The sequence below is a fragment of the Planktotalea frisia genome (genome assembly GCF_001890925.1).
GTDB lineage: Bacteria > Pseudomonadota > Alphaproteobacteria > Rhodobacterales > Rhodobacteraceae > Planktotalea > Planktotalea frisia.
On sequence record NZ_MLCB01000199.1, the window covers coordinates 1 to 17,744 of the forward strand.

Below are 17,744 nucleotides of genomic sequence, written 5' to 3' on the forward strand. Positions count from 1 at the left end.
CCCGATTACATCTTAGCTGAGCCACAAACCTGTCCGAATTAGTAGGACCACTTCAATAAGCGGTCAAGAATTCAACTTTGTTCGATCAATCCGGGTGTTCGACGTCCAAGCAAACCAAAGGGAGTCAGGGAGCGAAGGTGACTGTGAAAGATCAGCGAGAGTTCGGCTCGGATCTTATAGTACTCAAGGTGATTACCGTTGGAGCCGTGCAGGCATCGCCGACTTGCCGGATGCGCATTTCGGGACGGAGCGTTGGGGGTCTAACTGCCCGTCGATCTGGCATCGCTCCGTCTTTGTCGAATGGCGTGACTATGAGGGGAACTACGGTTTTGAACAGGTCAACTATTGAGAGCCTGGGATTAAAATCTCGAAGCCTTGTCAGCCCTCAACCTTGGCCAGAAGCTCAACAGGCAATGCGTGTGTTGAAACCCCGCCTTCTTGAAGCGGTACATTGGCATGTGTGCACCCCATGCTGGCAAGGAAGGAGATCAGACCGTTCGCCGTCTTAAACTCGCGAATTCTGATTTCATCATGCTTGTCTGACATCGATCGTGCTGGGACCAAGAGCTTCATGAAGGTCCTGTCTTCGTCGATAATGCGGATCACCCATACACCGTACCACACTGCGCTCTTGTTGAAGGCGGAAGATTGGCAATATACCTCCGCAAGGTACCCGCTTTGCATTAATGTGCGGAAACGTGTCTCAGTAATCACATTTGGTGCTTCGTTGTCTTGGATGCTGCTCACACCAAACCTCTTCCCGTTCTACTCAAGACTATGGTTCTTAAAGCGCCCCATCGTCTGATCTTAGCTATAATATTGCCACCGAGCAGCTAGTATAACACCCGATGCTGTTGTGTCTCAGACAGCATTAACCACCAAGTGGGCAGATTTCCAAGTGATACGAGAGAATTCACATTTGGATTTTGATGGGCGCGGCAATCAAAATTTTTGCTTTTTCACTCAAAAGAAGCGTGTCCAGGTCAATGCTAATGCCAGCTGAGAGTGAGGATGGCTTCCTGTTATCGCAACTATCGGAGCCCATTGTTGATGTAGCTTCATCGTTCTGGTGGACCAGAGCGCGGTTGTAGGCGCGGAGGGGCAGGGGGCCGAGGTGCGCTTTCGCTGCACCAAGGCCGAACCGGACCTTCGCTGCGCTGTTCACGAACCCACACACTGCGGACATAGTTAGCTTTCGCTGCACTTACCCCAATGCCCGCTTTTGGTGCTTCACGTTTGATAGAAACAGAACAGAATTCAACCTTTCGCAAAAAATGAGCCCGGCAAATTCGCGCTCGCGGACCAGGGTCGGCGCAAATTTTCATCTCATCTAAGAACTCTACCGACCTCTATATGGCCCATCCGAAAATTGTTCGGTGACACACCCGTTTTAGATTTGAAAAACCGGGTGAAATGCCCTTGAGCGGAAAAACCGAGGACTTCAGAGATCTCTGCGATCGTATGCTCTGGATCACTGAGCAGACTGGCGGCGCGTTCACAGCACAAGGTGTCGATGTATGTTCTTGGGCTTAGCCCTGTGCACTGGCGAAACCGGGCATAAAATTGCGAGCGGGACAGTCCGACGTTTTTAGCAACTTCACTCAGGTCTATCTCTTTTGAAGGCTCTTCTCGAAACGCGCGGATGGCTCTGCGGACACGTGGATCGCTGGCGAATGTCCGGCGCGAACTTACATCCGAGGTCGCATTTGTTTTCGAACACTGAAGGACTGAAAAGACCAGTTCGCGAAGCAATGGGTCAAAATGGTCTTCTTCGGTATGAAAGTCAGCCATTTGATCCGCTAAATGCCGTGCCCGACTGTGCAGTTCAGGACTGACCTCTGCTACTATCTGATGAAACGGCAATTTGTGGAAGCCAGTTACAATTTGATTGCCCTGCTCACCAAACCACAGCGGGTCTATGTAGAGCGCCAACAAGATTGTGGGGTCGATTCCGATCTCTCTGTCATTGGAATGCACGATCCATGGATTGACCAATACCATTTGACGATCCGTCATTTGGGCGGTTTGTCCATCAACTAGAAAGCTTGTATCTGCTCCGGATATTTTGATCAGCGCATGAACTTGAGAATGAGCATGATCCTGAACGGGTTCCGTTGCTGATAGCAGCGCAACCCGCCCAAACGCGCCTACAGCAATTCCTAGTGCATCAGCCAAGTCGCCTCCAAAAGCAGAGCCAATCAAAATAATCGGACAAAAAGGTAAATAGCACTTGGGGCGGGCAAAGACCACCCCGCGCCTACCGGCTAGCATCACACCAGTCCATACTTACTGAGGAGGTAACCATGAACACCATTAGAAAAAAAGCGTTGGCATTGATGTTGGCAGCAACCCTAAGCGTCGGCGCAGTGGCGTCTGTTGCGCATGCTGAATATCCTGACAAACCAATCACCCTTCTTTTTCCTTGGGCACCCGGTGACCCATTTGAGGCAGTGATGCGTACACTTGGGGAAAGGATGGGCAAAGAGCTTGGTCAGCCAGTTGTTGTCACGTCGACGGTCGGCGCTGGCGGCAAGAAGGCGACAGCCGCCGCAGCAAAAGCTGACGCAGACGGTTACACGCTCCTTAACAATTGGGTCGCACCGCAGATCGCCGGAAAGCTGTTTGATCCTGATCTGCCATATGACAATTCAAGCTTTGCACCCATCGCTGGGGTGTTGGCGATCCCCTTTACCGTTACGGTTGCTGAAACTCATCCGTCAAACACCATGCCAGAATTCATTGAGTGGGCTAAGGCAGAAGGAAAGACGCTGAACTTTGGCGTCTGTGCGCCCCAGTCGGTGCCCCGACTTGTCGGGGAGCAATTCATGCGGTCGGCAGAGCTTGAGTTTAACCCTATCCCCTTCAACGGCGGTTGCATGGGTGACAATATTACTGGGCTGCTGAATGGATCGCTTGATGTATCGGTGAGCGTCGTTCCGGCCACGCGGATCATGGAGGGGCAGGTCAAGCACCTGTTACTGCTGGCCGATGAGAGCCATCCGATAGCACCTGACCTCGCGACTGCTGCTGATGTTGATATCAACATCGGCTGGGGTGCCGCTGCTTTGGGATGGGGCGGCTTGGTCGCTCCGTCTGGCACGCCTGATGATGTGTTGGCAAAGCTTCGACAGGTGAGTGCCGACATCCTTCAGGACGAGGCGTTTCTAAAGGAACTGGGGCCACTCGGGAAATTGATTGCCTACTCTTCCCCCAGTGATTTCGAAGCTCTGTGGAGTGAGACCGAGCAACTTCTAAAACCTCGGGTCGAAGAACTGAAGACCTCGAACTAGAATCTCTACGGATCAGCGGGCCCACAAAGCCCGCTGATTTCGTGTAAGGTGAAAGGCCAATTTATGAACCTCCAGCAAAGGGAAGTGGGTGGCGCAGCCGCATTGCTCGTGATTGTCGCATTCTTCTTCTATCTCACCAGTCAGATTGACCTCGCTTTCAGTTCCGACCTCGAAAAGCTCACCGGCCCGCGTGCCTATCCGCGCATCATCCTTGGCGTGATGACCATCGTCGGCCTGCTGTTGTTGTTTCAGGGTTGGGTGACCCCTAAGGACAAGCTGGAAAAAACCAATTGGAGCGATCTGCGCGCTGTTGGGTTTGCGCTGGCCCTGATCATTTTGTTTGTCTCACTCTTTGAGCCACTTGGGTATCTGCTGACGGTCCCGCCGCTTGTGTTTGCAGCTGCATTCTTGAATCGCGCGCAAAACCTGAAAGCGGCTCTCCTGGTCGCGATCTTTGCTTCGCTGACCTTATTGATAATCTTTCGTTATGGGCTGAACACTGTTTTGCCAGAAGGCGTTCTCGCTATTGATCAGGTGTTTTGAGTGATGAGCGATTTTTTTCAAACACTGGCCAGCTTTCCGTCGCTCCTAAGCGGCGTTCAACTGATGTTTCTCGTGATTGGCATCGGCGCTGGTGTGGTGATCGGTGCTTTACCCGGTGTCGGCCCATTGCTGGGTGTTGTCATGGCAATACCGTTTACATTTTACATGGACCCCGTTTCTTCGATGGCTCTTTTGATGGGGATTTATCAAGGGGGCAGCTATGGCGGGGCATTATCAGCCACCGTCATTGGCATTCCCGGAACGCCGATGGCCGCCGCGACACTGCTGGATGCGCATCCCATGGCGCTAAGGGGCAGGGCCTCATATGCCGTGACCTTGGCAACGCTTGCCTCGTGTATTGGCGGCGTCATCAGCGGTCTCGTTTTGATTGCTGTGGCACCGGCATTGGCGGCCTTCGCCATCAAGTTTGGCCCCGCAGAGGCTGCAGCCTTTGCCCTGCTTGGCCTTACCACCATTGGTGCGCTGTCAGGTGGTTCTGCCCTAAAGGGATGGATGATGGGCCTTTTGGGGCTGCTCATCGCGGCTATCGGTCTGGACCCGGTGAGCGGCGAATCTCGGTTTACATTTGGCTCACTGTATTTGGACAGTGGGGTCGCGCTGGTCCCCTTGCTGGTTGGTCTTTTCTCAATTTCTGAAATCTTGCGCCAAATCGAAAAACCAATCCGCGTGCATGATACGTCTTCCAACGTTTCCGCGTCGGCAGATGCATTTCGAACGCTGATCCAGCGCCCGTTCAACTATCTCAGGTCCAGTGCCTTGGGGGTTTTCATCGGCATTTTGCCAGGCATCGGCGGTGTGACCGCAGCATTCCTAAGCTACCGCGCCGCAATGGTATTCAAGAAGCCGTCAGACCCCGATTTTGGGGACGGAAACACGGATGGCGTTATTGCAAGTGAAGCCGCAAACTCTGCCGTTGCAGGCGGTGCCCTGATACCGATGCTGGCATTGGCCATCCCTGGCGACCCTATCGTGGCAGTCCTTATGGGCGGGCTGATGGTTCAGGCCATTCAGCCGGGCCCGGGGATGTTCCTCAATCACCCTGAGGTCATTGACGGCATTTTTGCAGTCTTCATCTTGGGCGCGATCTTGCTCTTGCCCATCGGGTTACTGTTTGTGCGGCTGATCATCCGCCTACTGCGCCTGCCACAATGGTCGATCATGTGCGTCGTGTTGATGGTTTCTGTGGTTGGAACCTACTCCGTATCACGCGAAATTCTGGACATCTGGACGCTTATTGCGTTCGGCGTTGTTGGTTATCTGCTCAGGAAGGCCGATTATCCACTGGCTCCTATTGTCGTTGGTTTCGTACTCGGTCCGATCTTTGAAAAGAACTTTCGCCGAACCGGGTTGATTAGTCAGGGTGACTTTGTCGGCTTTATCGCTGACCGCCCGATCACCCTCGCAGTTTTGGCACTGATCCTTGTCTTCTTGTTGGTGCCACTCTTTCGATACCTGCCGTCACAGATCGACCGCAAGAGCCCTTGAAGGGCCAAATTCCAACCATCATTTGAGCTATAATCAGGCTCGACGTCTCAAGAGGATTGATGCAATGCCCCGTCCGGTCAAAAACGTCTTGTTCATCATGGTGGATCAACTGCGGTGGGATTATCTGGGATGTACTGGCCATCCGACCCTTCAGACCCCCAACCTCGATCGACTTGCAGGGCGGGGTGTTCTTTTTGACCGAACCTATGTGCAATCTCCGATCTGTGGGCCGTCGCGGATGTCGTATTACACTGGGCGATATGTGTCATCTCATCGTTCCACTTGGTTGATGGTGCCGCTGCCCCTAAGCGAAAGAACGATGGGGGATTACTTGCGGGAAAATGGGCGGAACTTGTCTCTTATCGGGAAAAGCCACTTCCTCCCTGACCGCAAGAGTATTGAACGATTGGGCGGGCTGAGTGATCCTGATCGATCTGAATATGCGATGGAAGGCGGTTTTGAGAGCATCGCCAGAGACGATGGGATATTTGGACGCGGACCAATCCAAACGAAATATGCAGATTATCTGCGCGCCAACGGGTACGACAGCCCAAACCCATGGCATGACTTTGCGAATTCAGCTGAAGGTCCGGACGGAGAAATTCTATCGGGGTGGCACCTGAGATACGCGAAAGAGCCAGCGCGCGTTGCCGACCAGCATGGGGAGACGGCCTATACAACAGACCGCGCCATCGAATTTATCGAAGGCAAAGGGGATGACCCGTGGGCCCTGCACCTAAGTTACATCAAGCCGCATTGGCCGTATGTCGTGTCCGCACCTTACAATGCGATGTACGGCCCCGCAGATGTTATCCCAGCCAACCGCGCATCATCGGAACTGACGAGTGCCAACCCGGTCTACAAAGCCATGGCTGACCGTCAGGAAAGCCGCGAATTTATGCGTGATGAGGTGCGAGAAGCAGTCGTGCCTGTCTACATGGGGTTGATCAAACAGCTTGATGACCATTTGGGGCGGCTGTTCGCGGTGTTGGAAGGCCAAGGCAGAATGGACGATACTCTGATTGTGTTCACCTCTGATCATGGGGATTACCTTGGGGATCACTGGATGGGGGAAAAGGAACTTTTTCACGAGGAGTCCGTGCGCGTTCCGATGATCATCTACGATCCACGTGCGCAGGCAGATGCCACGCGCGGCACCACCAGCACGCAGCTGGTCGAAAGCATCGACCTGATCCCGACGTTTTTGGAAAGCCTCGGCTTTGATGGTGCCCCCGAGGCTCTGGAAGGGAAATCTCTGATACCGCTTCTGCATGGCAAGGACGTGCAGTGGCGCGAAACAGTGTTTAGCGAGCTGGACTACGCATTTCATGCAGATGTTCGAAAGGACCTAGATCGCTCGGTTGATGAATGCCGTGGCTACATGGCATTTGATGGCAGGTGGAAGTTCATTTTCTGGGAAGGCTTTCCACCAATGTTGTTTGACCACGAAAGTGACCCGAACGAACGTGTCGATCTTGGCCAGTCAAATGCGCACAGCGCGGTTTGCAAACGCATGGAAAAGGTTCTTTTTTCGTGGCTGAGAGGGCTTAAGAACAGAACAACCGTGGACAACAAATTTGTCGAAGAATGGCGCGATAAAGAATTTCAAATCGGGCAGTGGTAAACTTTGGCCACAACAATCTAGGTTCATGATCTCACCCACCAAAATAATCGGACAAAAAGGTAAATAGCGATTTGGTGAGCCAAAGACCAACTTTACCTGATCCCTTAGTTTCGTTCCAACTGAACAATGTTGCGACATGCGAAAGTTAGGGGAATCAATCGTGGTGAAACTACCGGAATTTTTGAAAACAGACTGCTATGTCGGCGGCAAATGGGTGGCTGCGTCTTCGGGCAGACGGCTGGACGTCACCGACCCTGCGACGGGTGATGTATTGGCCTCAGTACCGCGCATGGGCGCGGCCGAAACGGACGCAGCGATTGCAACGGCGCAAGCCGCGTTTCCAGATTGGAGCGGCCGAACAGCTGCTGATCGTGCATTGGTGCTTCAAAAATGGGCCGCATTGGTACGCGCGCATGCCGAAGATTTGGCCCGCCTCATGACACTTGAACAGGGCAAGCCGATGGCGGAATCTCTAGGAGAAATTGAGTATGCCGCAAGTTTCCTCAGCTGGTTTGCCGAAGAGGGCCGTAGGCTTTATGGCGATATCATCCCGCCACACCGCAACGATGCCCGCATACTGGTGACACGCAATCCGCTTGGTGTCGTTGGTGGCATCACGCCTTGGAATTTCCCTGTCGCCATGGTCACGCGAAAAGCAGCACCAGCCCTAGCCGCTGGTAATTGTATGGTTCTGAAACCCGCCGAAGCAACGCCGCTTTCTGCGCTTGCGGTTGCAGCATTGGGCGAAATGGCCGGACTGCCTGCTGGTGTTTTCAATGTGGTAACAGGCGCGCGCGAAGATGCCCCGACAATCGGTAAGGCACTGGTTGATAGCCCACTGGTGCGCAAGATTGGCTTCACTGGATCTACAGCCGTGGGCAAGCAACTGATGCGGGACTGCGCCGGTGATTTGACAAAAATCAGTCTGGAACTTGGCGGCAACGCCGCCTTCATCGTGTTTGACGACGCGGATATTGAGGCCGCACTGGACGGCATTCAAATCTGTAAATTCCGTAACTCGGGTCAGACGTGCATCGCCGCAAATCGCATTCTGGTGCAGGAAAGCATTCACGACAAATTCGTTGCTACCCTAAGTGCCCGCGCCGGGCAAATTCAAGTGGGTCACGGGCTTGAAAAAGCAACTCAAATGGGCCCCTTGATAGATGAACGGGGTATGGAAAAAGTTGAACGCCTTGTCGCTGATGCCGTCGGCAAAGGGGCAAAGGTACATGTAGGTGGCAAACGACATGAGGTCGGTGGCGCGTATTTCCAACCTACTGTGATGACTGATGTCTCTACAGATATGGATCTTGCCCATGAAGAGTTGTTTGGCCCTGTTGCGGCGATCTCGACGTTTCGAGATGAGCAAGACGCCATATCGATGGCAAATGATACACCCTATGGCCTTGCCGGTTACTTCTATAGCCGTGATGTCGGTCGGATCTTTCGCGTCGCTGATGCACTTGAGGTCGGTATCGTCGGCGTAAACACTGGTCTCATTTCAACCGAAGTCGCGCCCTTTGGTGGCGTTAAAGAATCCGGCATTGGGCGTGAAGGCTCAAAGTACGGCATCGATGACTGGACCGAGCTTAAATACATCTGCCTCGCAGGTTTGGGGGCAGCAGCATGATCGTCGAAGAGCGCATTTATACCCTGCATATCGGGCAGGTTCCCACGTATCTAAAGCTCTATGAAGCAGAAGGGCTCGCCGTACAAACACGCATTTTGGGAAACCTTCTGGGATATTATCAGGTCGAATTTGGCCCGCAAAACCAGATCGTGCACCTGTGGTCCTACTCGGATCTTGCGGACCGAACAGCTCGGCGCAAGGCGCTTGCGGCAGATCCTGACTGGCAAGCTTACGTCAAGAAAATCCGCCCGCTTGTTCGTGTTCAGGAAAACAAATTGCTGATTCCCGCGCCGTTCATGCAGCAAAAAACTTAGAGTTTGAAGGAGAGTTACTGATGGAACTTCATTTGTACGAAGACATTATCGCAGCCGGTCAGAAGGTCACGTTTTCAGATACCGTTGCGCGTGCGATCTATGTGACCGCTGGCACAATTTCGACAGACGGACAGGATGTTGCGTGTGACGATGGGCTTGTCGCGGATGGACCAGTTACGCTTGTTGCAGGGCCCGAGGGCGCATCATTGTGGCGTTGGGATTTGTCCGACGCAGACCAAACGGCGTCCTCGCACAGGGTCGCCCATAAGTTGTCAGGACCGGTGTCCAAAAAATTGGCAAATTCTGATAGCTTCCTTCGGCTCGACTCTGTGGCCTTCCCGCCCGCAGGGACGGCGATGCTGCATACCCATCAGGGGCCGGGCATCCGGTGTTTGCGCGAAGGCCACGTTCGGATTGATACCGAAGGATCATCAACCTCATATGGCCCCGGTGGTGCGTGGTTTGAAGGCGGACCTGAGCCGGTTTTCCTGCAAGCCGTTGAGGACATCCCAAGCCGTTTCATTCGCGCAATGGTGCTGCCAAAGACCCTGCTTGGAAAATCATCCATCCATTATGTGAACGAAGAAGACCGCGCAAAACCCAAGTCGCAATCCTATCGAAACTTTGGTGAGATCGGGCTGGCCCTGTGAACATCTCGCATCAAGATATCGCTCTGACAGGCGCTCAAAATTTGGTTGAATGTTTGCGCCAGCAGGACGTGAAGCACGCGTTTCTGGTTCCGGGTGAAAGCTATCTGTCGGTGCTTGATGCCCTGACAGACGCACCAGAAATTGCGCTTACGGTCTGCCGTCAGGAAGGTGGTGCCGCGATGATGGCCGCGGCTTCGGGCAAGTTAACCGGTCAGCCCGGCATTTGCATGGTGACACGCGGACCGGGGGCGACAAATGCATCTGCCGGTTTGCACATCGCCCGTCAAGACGCGATCCCGATGATCCTGTTTGTTGGCCAAGTGGCCCGTGATATGCGCGAACGCGAAGCGTTTCAGGAAATCGACTATCGCCGGATGTTTGGTCAGGTCGCAAAATGGGTGGCCGAAGTTGATAGTCCGGACCGTATGGCCGAAATGGTGTCGCGTGCCTTTCACGTGGCCATGTCGGGACGTCCCGGACCCGTCGTGCTGGCTCTGCCCGAAGATATGCTGACTGAACTCGCCACAATTCCAGTACCGGATTTGGGGCCTGCAAAACCCGCGCGCGCAACGATCACGGCGCAGGACGCCGACCAGCTTTTGAATACGCTTAAGACAGCAATCGCCCCACTTATCATAGTCGGTGGTGGTGTGTGGTCTGACAAGGCGCGCCTTGATTTGGAAGCGTTCGCTGAGAAATGGGCCGTACCCGTCGCGGCGTCCTTTCGGTGTCAGGATTACTTTGACAATGAACACCCCTGTTATGCCGGCGATGCAGGCATCGGCATTAACCCAAAGCTGGCCGCTCGGATCAGAAACGCGGATGTCTTGATATTGCTCGGCACACGTTTCAGCGAAATGGAATCCAGTGGATATTCGTTGGTTGGCATTCCGAAGTGCGCTCAGCATCTTATCCATGTGTACCCTGAACCAGATGAGATTGGCCGCGTCTACAAACCGCAGCTTGGTATTGCATCCCCTCCTGATGAGGTCATTGCATCGCTGTTGCGCTGTGCAGGTCCAGACACTGACGCGAGCAACCGACAGGTAGCCGTTGCTGAATGCAATGCTGATTACCGTGCTTGGTCGACCTTGCCCAAGGGGCGCGGTGATTTGGCCATGTCAGAGGTCATGAGCCATCTAGAGGGGGCGCTTGCAAAAGATGCGATCGTGACCAACGGTGCGGGAAACTACACCGTTTGGGTGCACCGGTTTCACAGACATCGCCGCTATGTCACGCAGCTTGCGCCAATTTCGGGATCTATGGGATATGGGCTACCGGCAGCTGTTGCTGCGGCGCGTGTCATGCCTGATCGGCAAGTGGTCTGTTTTGCCGGTGACGGGTGTTTTCTAATGCACGGTCAGGAACTTGCGACCGCCGTGCAGTACAACGCAAATCTGACGGTGATTGTGGTGAACAACGGGATGTACGGCACCATTCGCATGCATCAGGAACGGCACTATCCGGGTCGAGTAAGCGGGACTGATCTGGTCAATCCTGATTTTGCGGCATTTGCCCAATCTTACGGATGTCACGGTGAAACGGTAACCAAGACCGATCAGTTTGCGGGTGCGTGGGAACGAGCCTGCGCCCATGAGGGGCCAAGTCTGATCGAGCTGCAGGTGGATCCTGAGCTGATCACGCCCACACAGACAATAGAAGACATCAGGCGGGCGGCGCAGTCGACATAGGCGTAATGCCAGAAATTTCGGGAGGAAAATCAATGGATCATCAAGAAGTTGTAATCGTGACAGGCGGATCAATGGGCATCGGGCGCGCCATTGCGGATCGGTTTGCCAAAGATGGGGCTGCAGTCGTGATTGCGGATGTTGCAGGTGCCGAAACGGCGGCTGCCGAGATAATGGCAACTGGTGCCAAGGCCATTGGCATGACTTGTGACATCTCAGACCCTGCCTCTTGCGAGGCAATGGCTACGGCTGCGGTAAAGGCCTTTGGTCGGATCGACACGTTGGTCAACAATGCGGGGCTTTATTCCACGCTGAAGCTTACGGAGTTTTCCAAGATCACGCCTGAAGAGTGGCAAAAGGTTCTGAATGTGAATGTGATGGGCCAAGCCTTGGTGACTGCTGCCGTTTTACCCACAATGCAGGCGCAGGGCGCGGGGGCGATCGTGAACATGTCGTCGGGGACGCCGTTCAAGGGCGTGCCCTATCTGCTGCACTATGTTGCGAGTAAAGGCGCGATCAACGCGATGACAAAAGCGTTGGCCAAAGAGATCGGCGCATCTGGCATTCGGGTCAACGGCGTCGCCCCCGGATTCACAATGTCAGATGGGGTCAAAGCAAACCCACATCAAATCGAGAAGCTGCAGGAAATTTCACTGAAATCGCGCGTTATCGCTCGCGATCAACTGCCCGAAGATGTTGTCGGGGCAGTGGTTTTTCTCGCTTCAAACGAAGCCGCATTCATGACTGGCCAAACGCTTGTCGTCGATGGCGGTGCTTACTTTCACTAACGATTTCTATCAACAAAACCGGGAGGATAAGACATGGAAAGACGTACTTTTTTGAAAACAACAACACTGGCTGCAGCCGCTTTGGCAGCACCTGGGCTGGTTCGGGCACAATCGGCGAAAACGCTGCGGATCGGCACGATCACACCGGGTAGCCATTTCTGGACCCAGACAATGGACCGAGTTGGTACATCACTTGCTGAAAAAAGCGGCGGGATGTTCAAAACCCAAGTGTTCCCATCAGGGCAGCTTGGCAACGAAGCGACAATGATCCAGCAGATTCAGGCTGGTGGCCTGGAGATGGGATTCCTGACGGTCGCCGAATTCTCTAACCGGATCGACGATATGGGTGCGCTGTTTGCGCCCTACCTTGTGCCTGACGTCACCCATGCCTCAAAGCTTCTGACAGGTGCCACCGCGACAGGTATGCTTGATCAGTTCACGAGCTTGGGCATGAAAGGCCTCGGTTTTGGTCTAGGCGGCATGCGTCACCTGATCTCACGTGATGAGGCACAAACATCCGCAGACCTTTCGGGCCGTAAATACCGGATTACACCCTTTGCAGCCTTGCGTGACTTTTACGAACTGATGGGTGTCGCTCCAACTCCGGTGCCTTTACCGGGATTGTTTGACGCTTTGGCAAATGGCCAAGTCGATGGTGCAGATATCGATCTTGAACTGGCTTGGAAATTGAAGCTGTATGATCAGGCTCCGAACCTCAAGACCACAAGCCAGATGATGTTCCCCGTCGTCGCCGTCGTATCGGGTCGGTATTGGGCCGCTCTGAGCGATGAGGAAAAGATGATGTTGTCGGAAACCGTTTCGGAGCAGATCGATTGGCTTTTTAGTCAGTACATTGAGTTTGAACCCAAGTGGCTTGATGATCTTAAGGGCACGGGAATGAACGTCACAACGGCTGAACCCGCGTTCTTTGGAGATACCCTGAGCGAATGGGCAGGTATCTGGGAGCCGAAAGCACCATCCATCATTGGTCTGCGCGAAGAAGCCGCAGCTTTGATGTAAAGAGCAAGAACCGCCTGTATTTCAAAAACAGGCGGTTCATTCGGACTACAAGAGGCAGTAATTATGAACTCTATCGTCAAATTGTCGGCCCAGATAACCAGAATAGAGGCCACCGCATTAAAGGTGTTGGTGGCGTCAGTATTGCTTTTGATGGTTGTCAACGTCGCAGCACGTGCTTTGAATTCGTCTTTGTATTGGGCGGACGAGCTTGCGATCAATTTGATGGTCATCTTCGCCTTTATCGGGTCCAGCCTAATGTTTGCGCAAAGACGAAACTTTGCTGTCACGCTTGTGTCCGATGCGGTTTCCGAAAAGAACCGCCGCCGCATATCGATCTTCGTTCAATGCGTGAATGTGCTGTTTGCTCTGTTTCTAGCGTATGCCACCTGGCTTTGGTTTGACCCGCTGACCCTAGCAAGGAATGGTTTTCAATTGCAGGGCTTTTTTGAAGAAACCTACAACAGCATCTACCAAGAGGTCACCAACACCATCGGCGTACGCCGAGTGTGGTTTTTCCTTGTGATGCCGCTTTTCGCGTTCACATTATTAGTTCACAGCGCGGCCTGTCTCATTCAGGACATACGTGCCGAAACCACGTTAGGCACACCAAAATGATCACCGCCATTGTCTTTGTCGTATTGCTGTTTGTTGGTGCGCCAATCGGGGTTGTTCTGGCCATCTCTGCCGCCGCCTATCTGATTGATGCGGGCAACACTGCCTTGATCGGATCCTACTCGCTTCAATTGATGTCAGGCATCGGTAAGTACGGACTGCTGGCAATCCCTCTGTTCATGCTCGTTGGAGAAATGATGAACGGAGGCGGCATCACTATTCGGCTGGTTGGCATGGCCCGCGCTATTGTCGGGACCATGAAGGGTGGCCTAGTTTATGTGAATATCCTTGCGAACATGATGATGGCGTCGATCCTGGGGTCGGCTACAGCGCAAATTGCGATCATGTCAAAGGTCATGGTGCCCGAAATGGAACGCGAAGGGTATTCAAAGACTTTCGCCGTGGCCACAACAACGGCTGCCGGGCTCTTGTCGCCTGTTATTCCCCCTTCCATGATGTTTGTAGTCTATGGGGTGCTCGCTCAAATTTCCATTGGTGATCTTTTCATTGCTGGCATCATTCCGGGGTTGATGATGGCTGGTGGGTTCATGGTTGTAATCTTCATTATGGGGTTGATCAATCCGTTTCCCGAGGCCCCTCGATTGTCACGGGGTGAGCGCATCGCACTGCTTCGCGATGGCTTGATAACGCTGGTCATTCCGGCGTCGATTATTGGCAGCATTACACTGGGATTGGCGACGCCAACCGAATCTGCGGCTATTGCTGCTGTCATGGCCTATCTGATCGGCAAGTTCGTGACACGCGAACTGGTTGAGCGGGACATCCCGCAAATGCTGCTGACAGCAGGGTCTAATGCCGCACTTGTGCTGTTCATGGTGGCCACGGCAAATGTCTTTAGCTGGATATTGATCTATAGTCAGATCCCACAAAGTTTGGCCGCTTGGATTGTCTTCATTGCTGACAATCCTATCCTCTTCTTGTTGCTACTGAACATAATCATGCTGCTGGTTGGCATGGTGATTGATGGCATTCCTGCGCTGATTATGGTCGTCCCGATTGTGCTGCCGGTGGCGACATCGGTTTACGGGATCGATCCTTATCATCTGGGGATTGTCCTGTGTCTGAACCTGACCTTGGGCCTTGTCACGCCGCCCGTAGGTGTCGCGCTTTACGTCGCCGCAACGGTGTCAAATGTAAAAGCCGGAGCGATCTTTAAATCGGCTCTGCCTTTTGTGGCTATTGCCGCTGTGGTCGTGGTTCTGGTCAGCGTGTTTCCGGCATTGATCATCCGCTGAGCAATCAAAAAATTATGAAAAATAGTCACCAATGGGACATCAAAAGACATGACATTCACACCACATGGCAAACATCTGATCGCTGGAAACTGGGTTGGGGGAGATAGCAAATTCACCTCAGAACCCGCACATGGCTCTGCATATGAATTCTCAGTCGGAACGCCTGATCACATAGATCAAGCCGTCACTGCCGCTGAAGAGGCTTTTTGGTCATTTGGGTATTCCAGTCGTAAAGACCGCGCTGCATTTTTGAACGCAATTGCCGATGAGATTGAGGCGCGCGGCGACGCGATCACCGAGATAGGCACGCAAGAGACCGGCCTGCCAAAGGCGCGCCTGCAAGGGGAACGTGGTCGCACGACAGGCCAGTTGCGTCTTTTTGCGGATCACATTCTGGGAGGGGACTACCTGGATCGCCGACATGACGAAGCAATGCCGGAACGTGCGCCATTGCCGCGCTCAGATCTGAAAATGATTGGGCGGCCCATCGGCCCTGTCGCAGTGTTTGGCGCGTCCAATTTCCCACTCGCATTTTCGACTGCTGGCGGCGACACGGCTGCTGCTTTGGCGGCGGGGTGTCCGGTGGTTGTCAAAGGCCACTCAGGCCATCCCGGCACCGGCGAGATTGTCGCAGAAGCGATCCAAGCAGCAATCGTTAAATGTGACATGCACCCCGGCGTTTTCTCATTAGTGCAGGGTGGCAATCTTGAGGTCGGGCAAGCCTTGGTGCAGCATTCACTGATTAAAGCGGTCGGCTTTACAGGATCATTAGGCGGGGGCCGTGCCTTGTTTGACCTTTGCGCGCGGCGAGCTGAACCCATCCCCTTCTTTGGCGAACTTGGCTCAATCAACCCGATGTTTATTCTTCCCGCTGCGGCTAAGGCACGAGGGGCTGACATTGGTACAGGGTGGGCAGGTTCCCTGACGATGGGGGTGGGCCAGTTTTGTACAAATCCTGGTATTGTTGTGATCCTGAAAGATCAGGCCGACGCGTTTGCCACAGCCGCAGCCAAAGCGCTGGAAAAGACGGCTGCGCAAACGATGCTGACGGATGGGATCGCATCAGCATTTCGAAAAGGACAATCGCGCATCGCAGCCAGCAGCGGCGTTCAGGCCGTACTGACGACAACTTGTGATGGGCGCGATGCCACACCTTTCCTCTATCAAACGACCGCCGCACAATGGTTGACCAATAAGGACTTGGGTGAAGAAGTATTCGGCCCGCTTGGTCTGATCGTCCTCGCCGACGATGTACAGCAAATGCGCAGCGTGGCACATGCACTGCAAGGCCAGCTGACATGTACGCTACAAATGGATGCCTCCGACAAAGACGCCGCTAAATCTCTGATGCCGATTTTGGAACGTAAGGCCGGACGCATTTTGGCCAATGGCTTCCCTACAGGCGTCGAGGTCAGCGAGGCGATGGTTCATGGTGGACCTTATCCGGCCTCTACCAACTTCGGAGCGACGTCTGTCGGAACCATGTCGATCAGGCGTTTCATCAGGCCAGTTTGTTACCAAGATATTCCTCTTGGGCTTTTGCCCGACTGATTTGATCTCTATTGGGGCGGCACTCGCTGGGCATTCACAAGTAGCCCAGCATAATCTGCCTACGCAATCCGCGGCATTCGATCTGCTGAGCAAGGACAGATTGGGTGGAGACTATCGCGGCCAAGGTCCGTTTTCATACGATTGTGTTGAAAAACTATTCCTTGATCGTAACAGTCTCTGCTGATTCAATCTGTTTATTGGACAGGGGGATTGCGATGTTGGGACCAAGGCAGGAGGCGCAGGCAGCACTGTTTTATGAGTTTTCGCTGGAAGATCATGTTCCCCAAAACCACCTGTTGCGTTCGATTGATCGGTTCGTTGACCTGAGTAGTATTCGTGCGCATCTTGCCGAGTTTTACAGCCACACTGGTCGCCCATCCATTGATCCTGAATTGATGATCCGGATGTTGCTTGTGGGCTATTGCTCCGGCATCCGCTCTGAGCGCCGCTTGTGCGAAGAGGTTCATCTGAACCTGGCCTATCGCTGGTTCTGCCGCTTGGACCTTAGTGACCGCATCCCGGATCATTCGACGTTTTCCAAGAACCGCCACGGTAGGTTCCGGGAGAGTGACCTTCTGCGCCACGTATTTGAGGCGACCGTTGCGCGCTGCATGGCGGAAGGGCTCGTGGGTGGCCAAGGATTTGCAATCGATGCCAGCTTGATCAGTGCAGATGTCCAGAAACAGAACTCCAGCAACCCTGAAGATTGGGCAACCCGTGTGGCTGACGCCGATGATGCGCCACGCGCAGTGCAGGAATATCTCGACACATTGGACGACGAGGCTTTTGGTGCGGCCACCACGACCAAGCCCAAGTTTACTGCTCATGCTGATCCGGCCAGCCAATGGACTGCAGCGCGTAAAGGCCCTGCATTCTTTGCGTATTCCACCAATTACCTGATCGATACAGATCACAGTATCATCGTTGATGTCGACGCCAGCCGCTCAAACAGAACTGCTGAAGTGGGCGCAATGCGCAAGATGATCGACCGGACCGAAGAGCGCTTTGGCTTGAAGCCAGATTGGATCGCTGCAGATACGGCCTACGGTTCATCTGACAATCTTGTTTGGCTGGCACTTAAACGCAAGATCCTCCCCTTCATTCCCGTCTTTGATAAGGGTGAGCGCACTGATGGGACATTCTCCAGATCAGACTTCACATGGGATGATGAGAACGACCGCTATATCTGTCCTGGCGGCAAAGAGATGAAGCACACACGGCGCACCTATTCCGATCCCGCCCGGAACGCTCCAGAATGGAAAGCGCGCAAAT

At 53.7% G+C, this 17,744-nt stretch carries 16 protein-coding genes; 14 read left to right on the top strand and 2 right to left on the bottom strand.

Annotation, left to right across the window (positions count from 1 at the left end; translation table 11 throughout):
* Positions 1-378 precede the first annotated feature (378 nt).
* Positions 379-747, bottom strand: coding sequence for a hypothetical protein (locus PFRI_RS18115; RefSeq protein WP_245812465.1), 369 nt, complete (start codon positions 745-747; stop codon positions 379-381).
* A 579-nt stretch (positions 748-1,326) separates the two neighbouring features.
* On the bottom strand, positions 1,327-2,175 hold the full coding sequence (locus PFRI_RS18125; protein WP_170124884.1) for a helix-turn-helix domain-containing protein: 849 nt from the start codon (positions 2,173-2,175) through the stop codon (positions 1,327-1,329).
* Positions 2,176-2,303: 128 nt separating this feature from the next.
* On the opposite strand from PFRI_RS18125, the gene PFRI_RS18130 reads away from it, so the two are divergent.
* The 14 genes from PFRI_RS18130 to PFRI_RS18195 form a co-directional block, all read left to right on the top strand.
* On the top strand, positions 2,304-3,290 hold the full coding sequence (locus tag PFRI_RS18130) for a Bug family tripartite tricarboxylate transporter substrate binding protein (RefSeq protein WP_072632109.1): 987 nt from the start codon (positions 2,304-2,306) through the stop codon (positions 3,288-3,290).
* Positions 3,291-3,353: 63 nt separating this feature from the next.
* Positions 3,354-3,833: a tripartite tricarboxylate transporter TctB family protein gene (locus PFRI_RS18135; RefSeq protein ID WP_072632110.1), complete on the top strand. Its 480-nt coding sequence runs from the start codon at positions 3,354-3,356 to the stop codon at positions 3,831-3,833.
* Between the two features lie 3 nt (positions 3,834-3,836).
* Positions 3,837-5,339: a tripartite tricarboxylate transporter permease gene (locus tag PFRI_RS18140; RefSeq protein WP_084649757.1), complete on the top strand. Its 1,503-nt coding sequence runs from the start codon at positions 3,837-3,839 to the stop codon at positions 5,337-5,339.
* 64 nt (positions 5,340-5,403) lie between these two features.
* Positions 5,404-6,963 (top strand): sulfatase-like hydrolase/transferase, encoded by a 1,560-nt coding sequence (locus PFRI_RS18145; protein ID WP_072632111.1) that lies wholly within the window; start codon positions 5,404-5,406, stop codon positions 6,961-6,963.
* A gap of 136 nt (positions 6,964-7,099) precedes the next feature.
* A complete protein-coding gene (locus tag PFRI_RS18150) occupies positions 7,100-8,593 on the top strand; it encodes an NAD-dependent succinate-semialdehyde dehydrogenase (protein ID WP_111445601.1) in 1,494 nt (497 codons plus the stop codon).
* Positions 8,590-8,907 (top strand): NIPSNAP family protein, encoded by a 318-nt coding sequence (locus PFRI_RS18155; protein ID WP_072632112.1) that lies wholly within the window; start codon positions 8,590-8,592, stop codon positions 8,905-8,907. Before PFRI_RS18150 ends, PFRI_RS18155 begins: the two co-directional genes overlap by 4 nt.
* A gap of 20 nt (positions 8,908-8,927) precedes the next feature.
* Positions 8,928-9,557 (top strand): cupin domain-containing protein, encoded by a 630-nt coding sequence (locus PFRI_RS18160; RefSeq protein WP_072632113.1) that lies wholly within the window; start codon positions 8,928-8,930, stop codon positions 9,555-9,557.
* On the top strand, positions 9,554-11,248 hold the full coding sequence (locus PFRI_RS18165; RefSeq protein ID WP_245812467.1) for a thiamine pyrophosphate-binding protein: 1,695 nt from the start codon (positions 9,554-9,556) through the stop codon (positions 11,246-11,248). The genes PFRI_RS18160 and PFRI_RS18165 overlap by 4 nt, the downstream gene beginning before the upstream one ends.
* Positions 11,249-11,280: 32 nt before the next feature.
* Entirely contained in the window at positions 11,281-12,033 is a 753-nt protein-coding gene (locus PFRI_RS18170; RefSeq protein ID WP_072632114.1) for an SDR family NAD(P)-dependent oxidoreductase, read from the top strand.
* A gap of 33 nt (positions 12,034-12,066) precedes the next feature.
* Positions 12,067-13,053, top strand: a complete 987-nt coding sequence (locus tag PFRI_RS18175) for a TRAP transporter substrate-binding protein (protein WP_072632115.1) — start codon at positions 12,067-12,069, stop codon at positions 13,051-13,053.
* Between the two features lie 63 nt (positions 13,054-13,116).
* The gene (locus tag PFRI_RS18180; protein WP_084649758.1) at positions 13,117-13,668 is read left to right on the top strand and encodes a TRAP transporter small permease; all 552 of its coding nucleotides are present in this window, start codon (positions 13,117-13,119) and stop codon (positions 13,666-13,668) included.
* Complete coding sequence (locus PFRI_RS18185; protein WP_072632116.1) at positions 13,665-14,921, top strand: TRAP transporter large permease; 1,257 nt, start codon at positions 13,665-13,667, stop codon at positions 14,919-14,921. Before PFRI_RS18180 ends, PFRI_RS18185 begins: the two co-directional genes overlap by 4 nt.
* A gap of 48 nt (positions 14,922-14,969) precedes the next feature.
* A complete protein-coding gene (locus PFRI_RS18190) occupies positions 14,970-16,472 on the top strand; it encodes an aldehyde dehydrogenase (NADP(+)) (RefSeq protein ID WP_072632117.1) in 1,503 nt (500 codons plus the stop codon).
* Between the two features lie 215 nt (positions 16,473-16,687).
* Positions 16,688-17,744, top strand: a 1,057-nt coding sequence (locus tag PFRI_RS18195; protein WP_072632123.1) for an IS1182 family transposase, incomplete at its 3' end; no start/stop codon positions are given.

Excerpts from the sequence above, each read along its gene's own strand:
- PFRI_RS18130 (WP_072632109.1), top strand. The coding sequence starts at position 2,304 with ATGAACACCATTAGAAAAAAAGCGTTGGCATTGATGTTGGCAGCAACC.
- PFRI_RS18135 (WP_072632110.1), top strand. The coding sequence starts at position 3,354 with ATGAACCTCCAGCAAAGGGAAGTGGGTGGCGCAGCCGCATTGCTCGTG.
- PFRI_RS18140 (WP_084649757.1), top strand. The coding sequence starts at position 3,837 with ATGAGCGATTTTTTTCAAACACTGGCCAGCTTTCCGTCGCTCCTAAGC.
- PFRI_RS18145 (WP_072632111.1), top strand. The coding sequence starts at position 5,404 with ATGCCCCGTCCGGTCAAAAACGTCTTGTTCATCATGGTGGATCAACTG.
- PFRI_RS18150 (WP_111445601.1), top strand. The coding sequence starts at position 7,100 with ATGCGAAAGTTAGGGGAATCAATCGTGGTGAAACTACCGGAATTTTTG.
- PFRI_RS18155 (WP_072632112.1), top strand. The coding sequence starts at position 8,590 with ATGATCGTCGAAGAGCGCATTTATACCCTGCATATCGGGCAGGTTCCC.
- PFRI_RS18160 (WP_072632113.1), top strand. The coding sequence starts at position 8,928 with ATGGAACTTCATTTGTACGAAGACATTATCGCAGCCGGTCAGAAGGTC.
- PFRI_RS18170 (WP_072632114.1), top strand. The coding sequence starts at position 11,281 with ATGGATCATCAAGAAGTTGTAATCGTGACAGGCGGATCAATGGGCATC.
- PFRI_RS18175 (WP_072632115.1), top strand. The coding sequence starts at position 12,067 with ATGGAAAGACGTACTTTTTTGAAAACAACAACACTGGCTGCAGCCGCT.
- PFRI_RS18180 (WP_084649758.1), top strand. The coding sequence starts at position 13,117 with ATGAACTCTATCGTCAAATTGTCGGCCCAGATAACCAGAATAGAGGCC.
- PFRI_RS18185 (WP_072632116.1), top strand. The coding sequence starts at position 13,665 with ATGATCACCGCCATTGTCTTTGTCGTATTGCTGTTTGTTGGTGCGCCA.
- PFRI_RS18190 (WP_072632117.1), top strand. The coding sequence starts at position 14,970 with ATGACATTCACACCACATGGCAAACATCTGATCGCTGGAAACTGGGTT.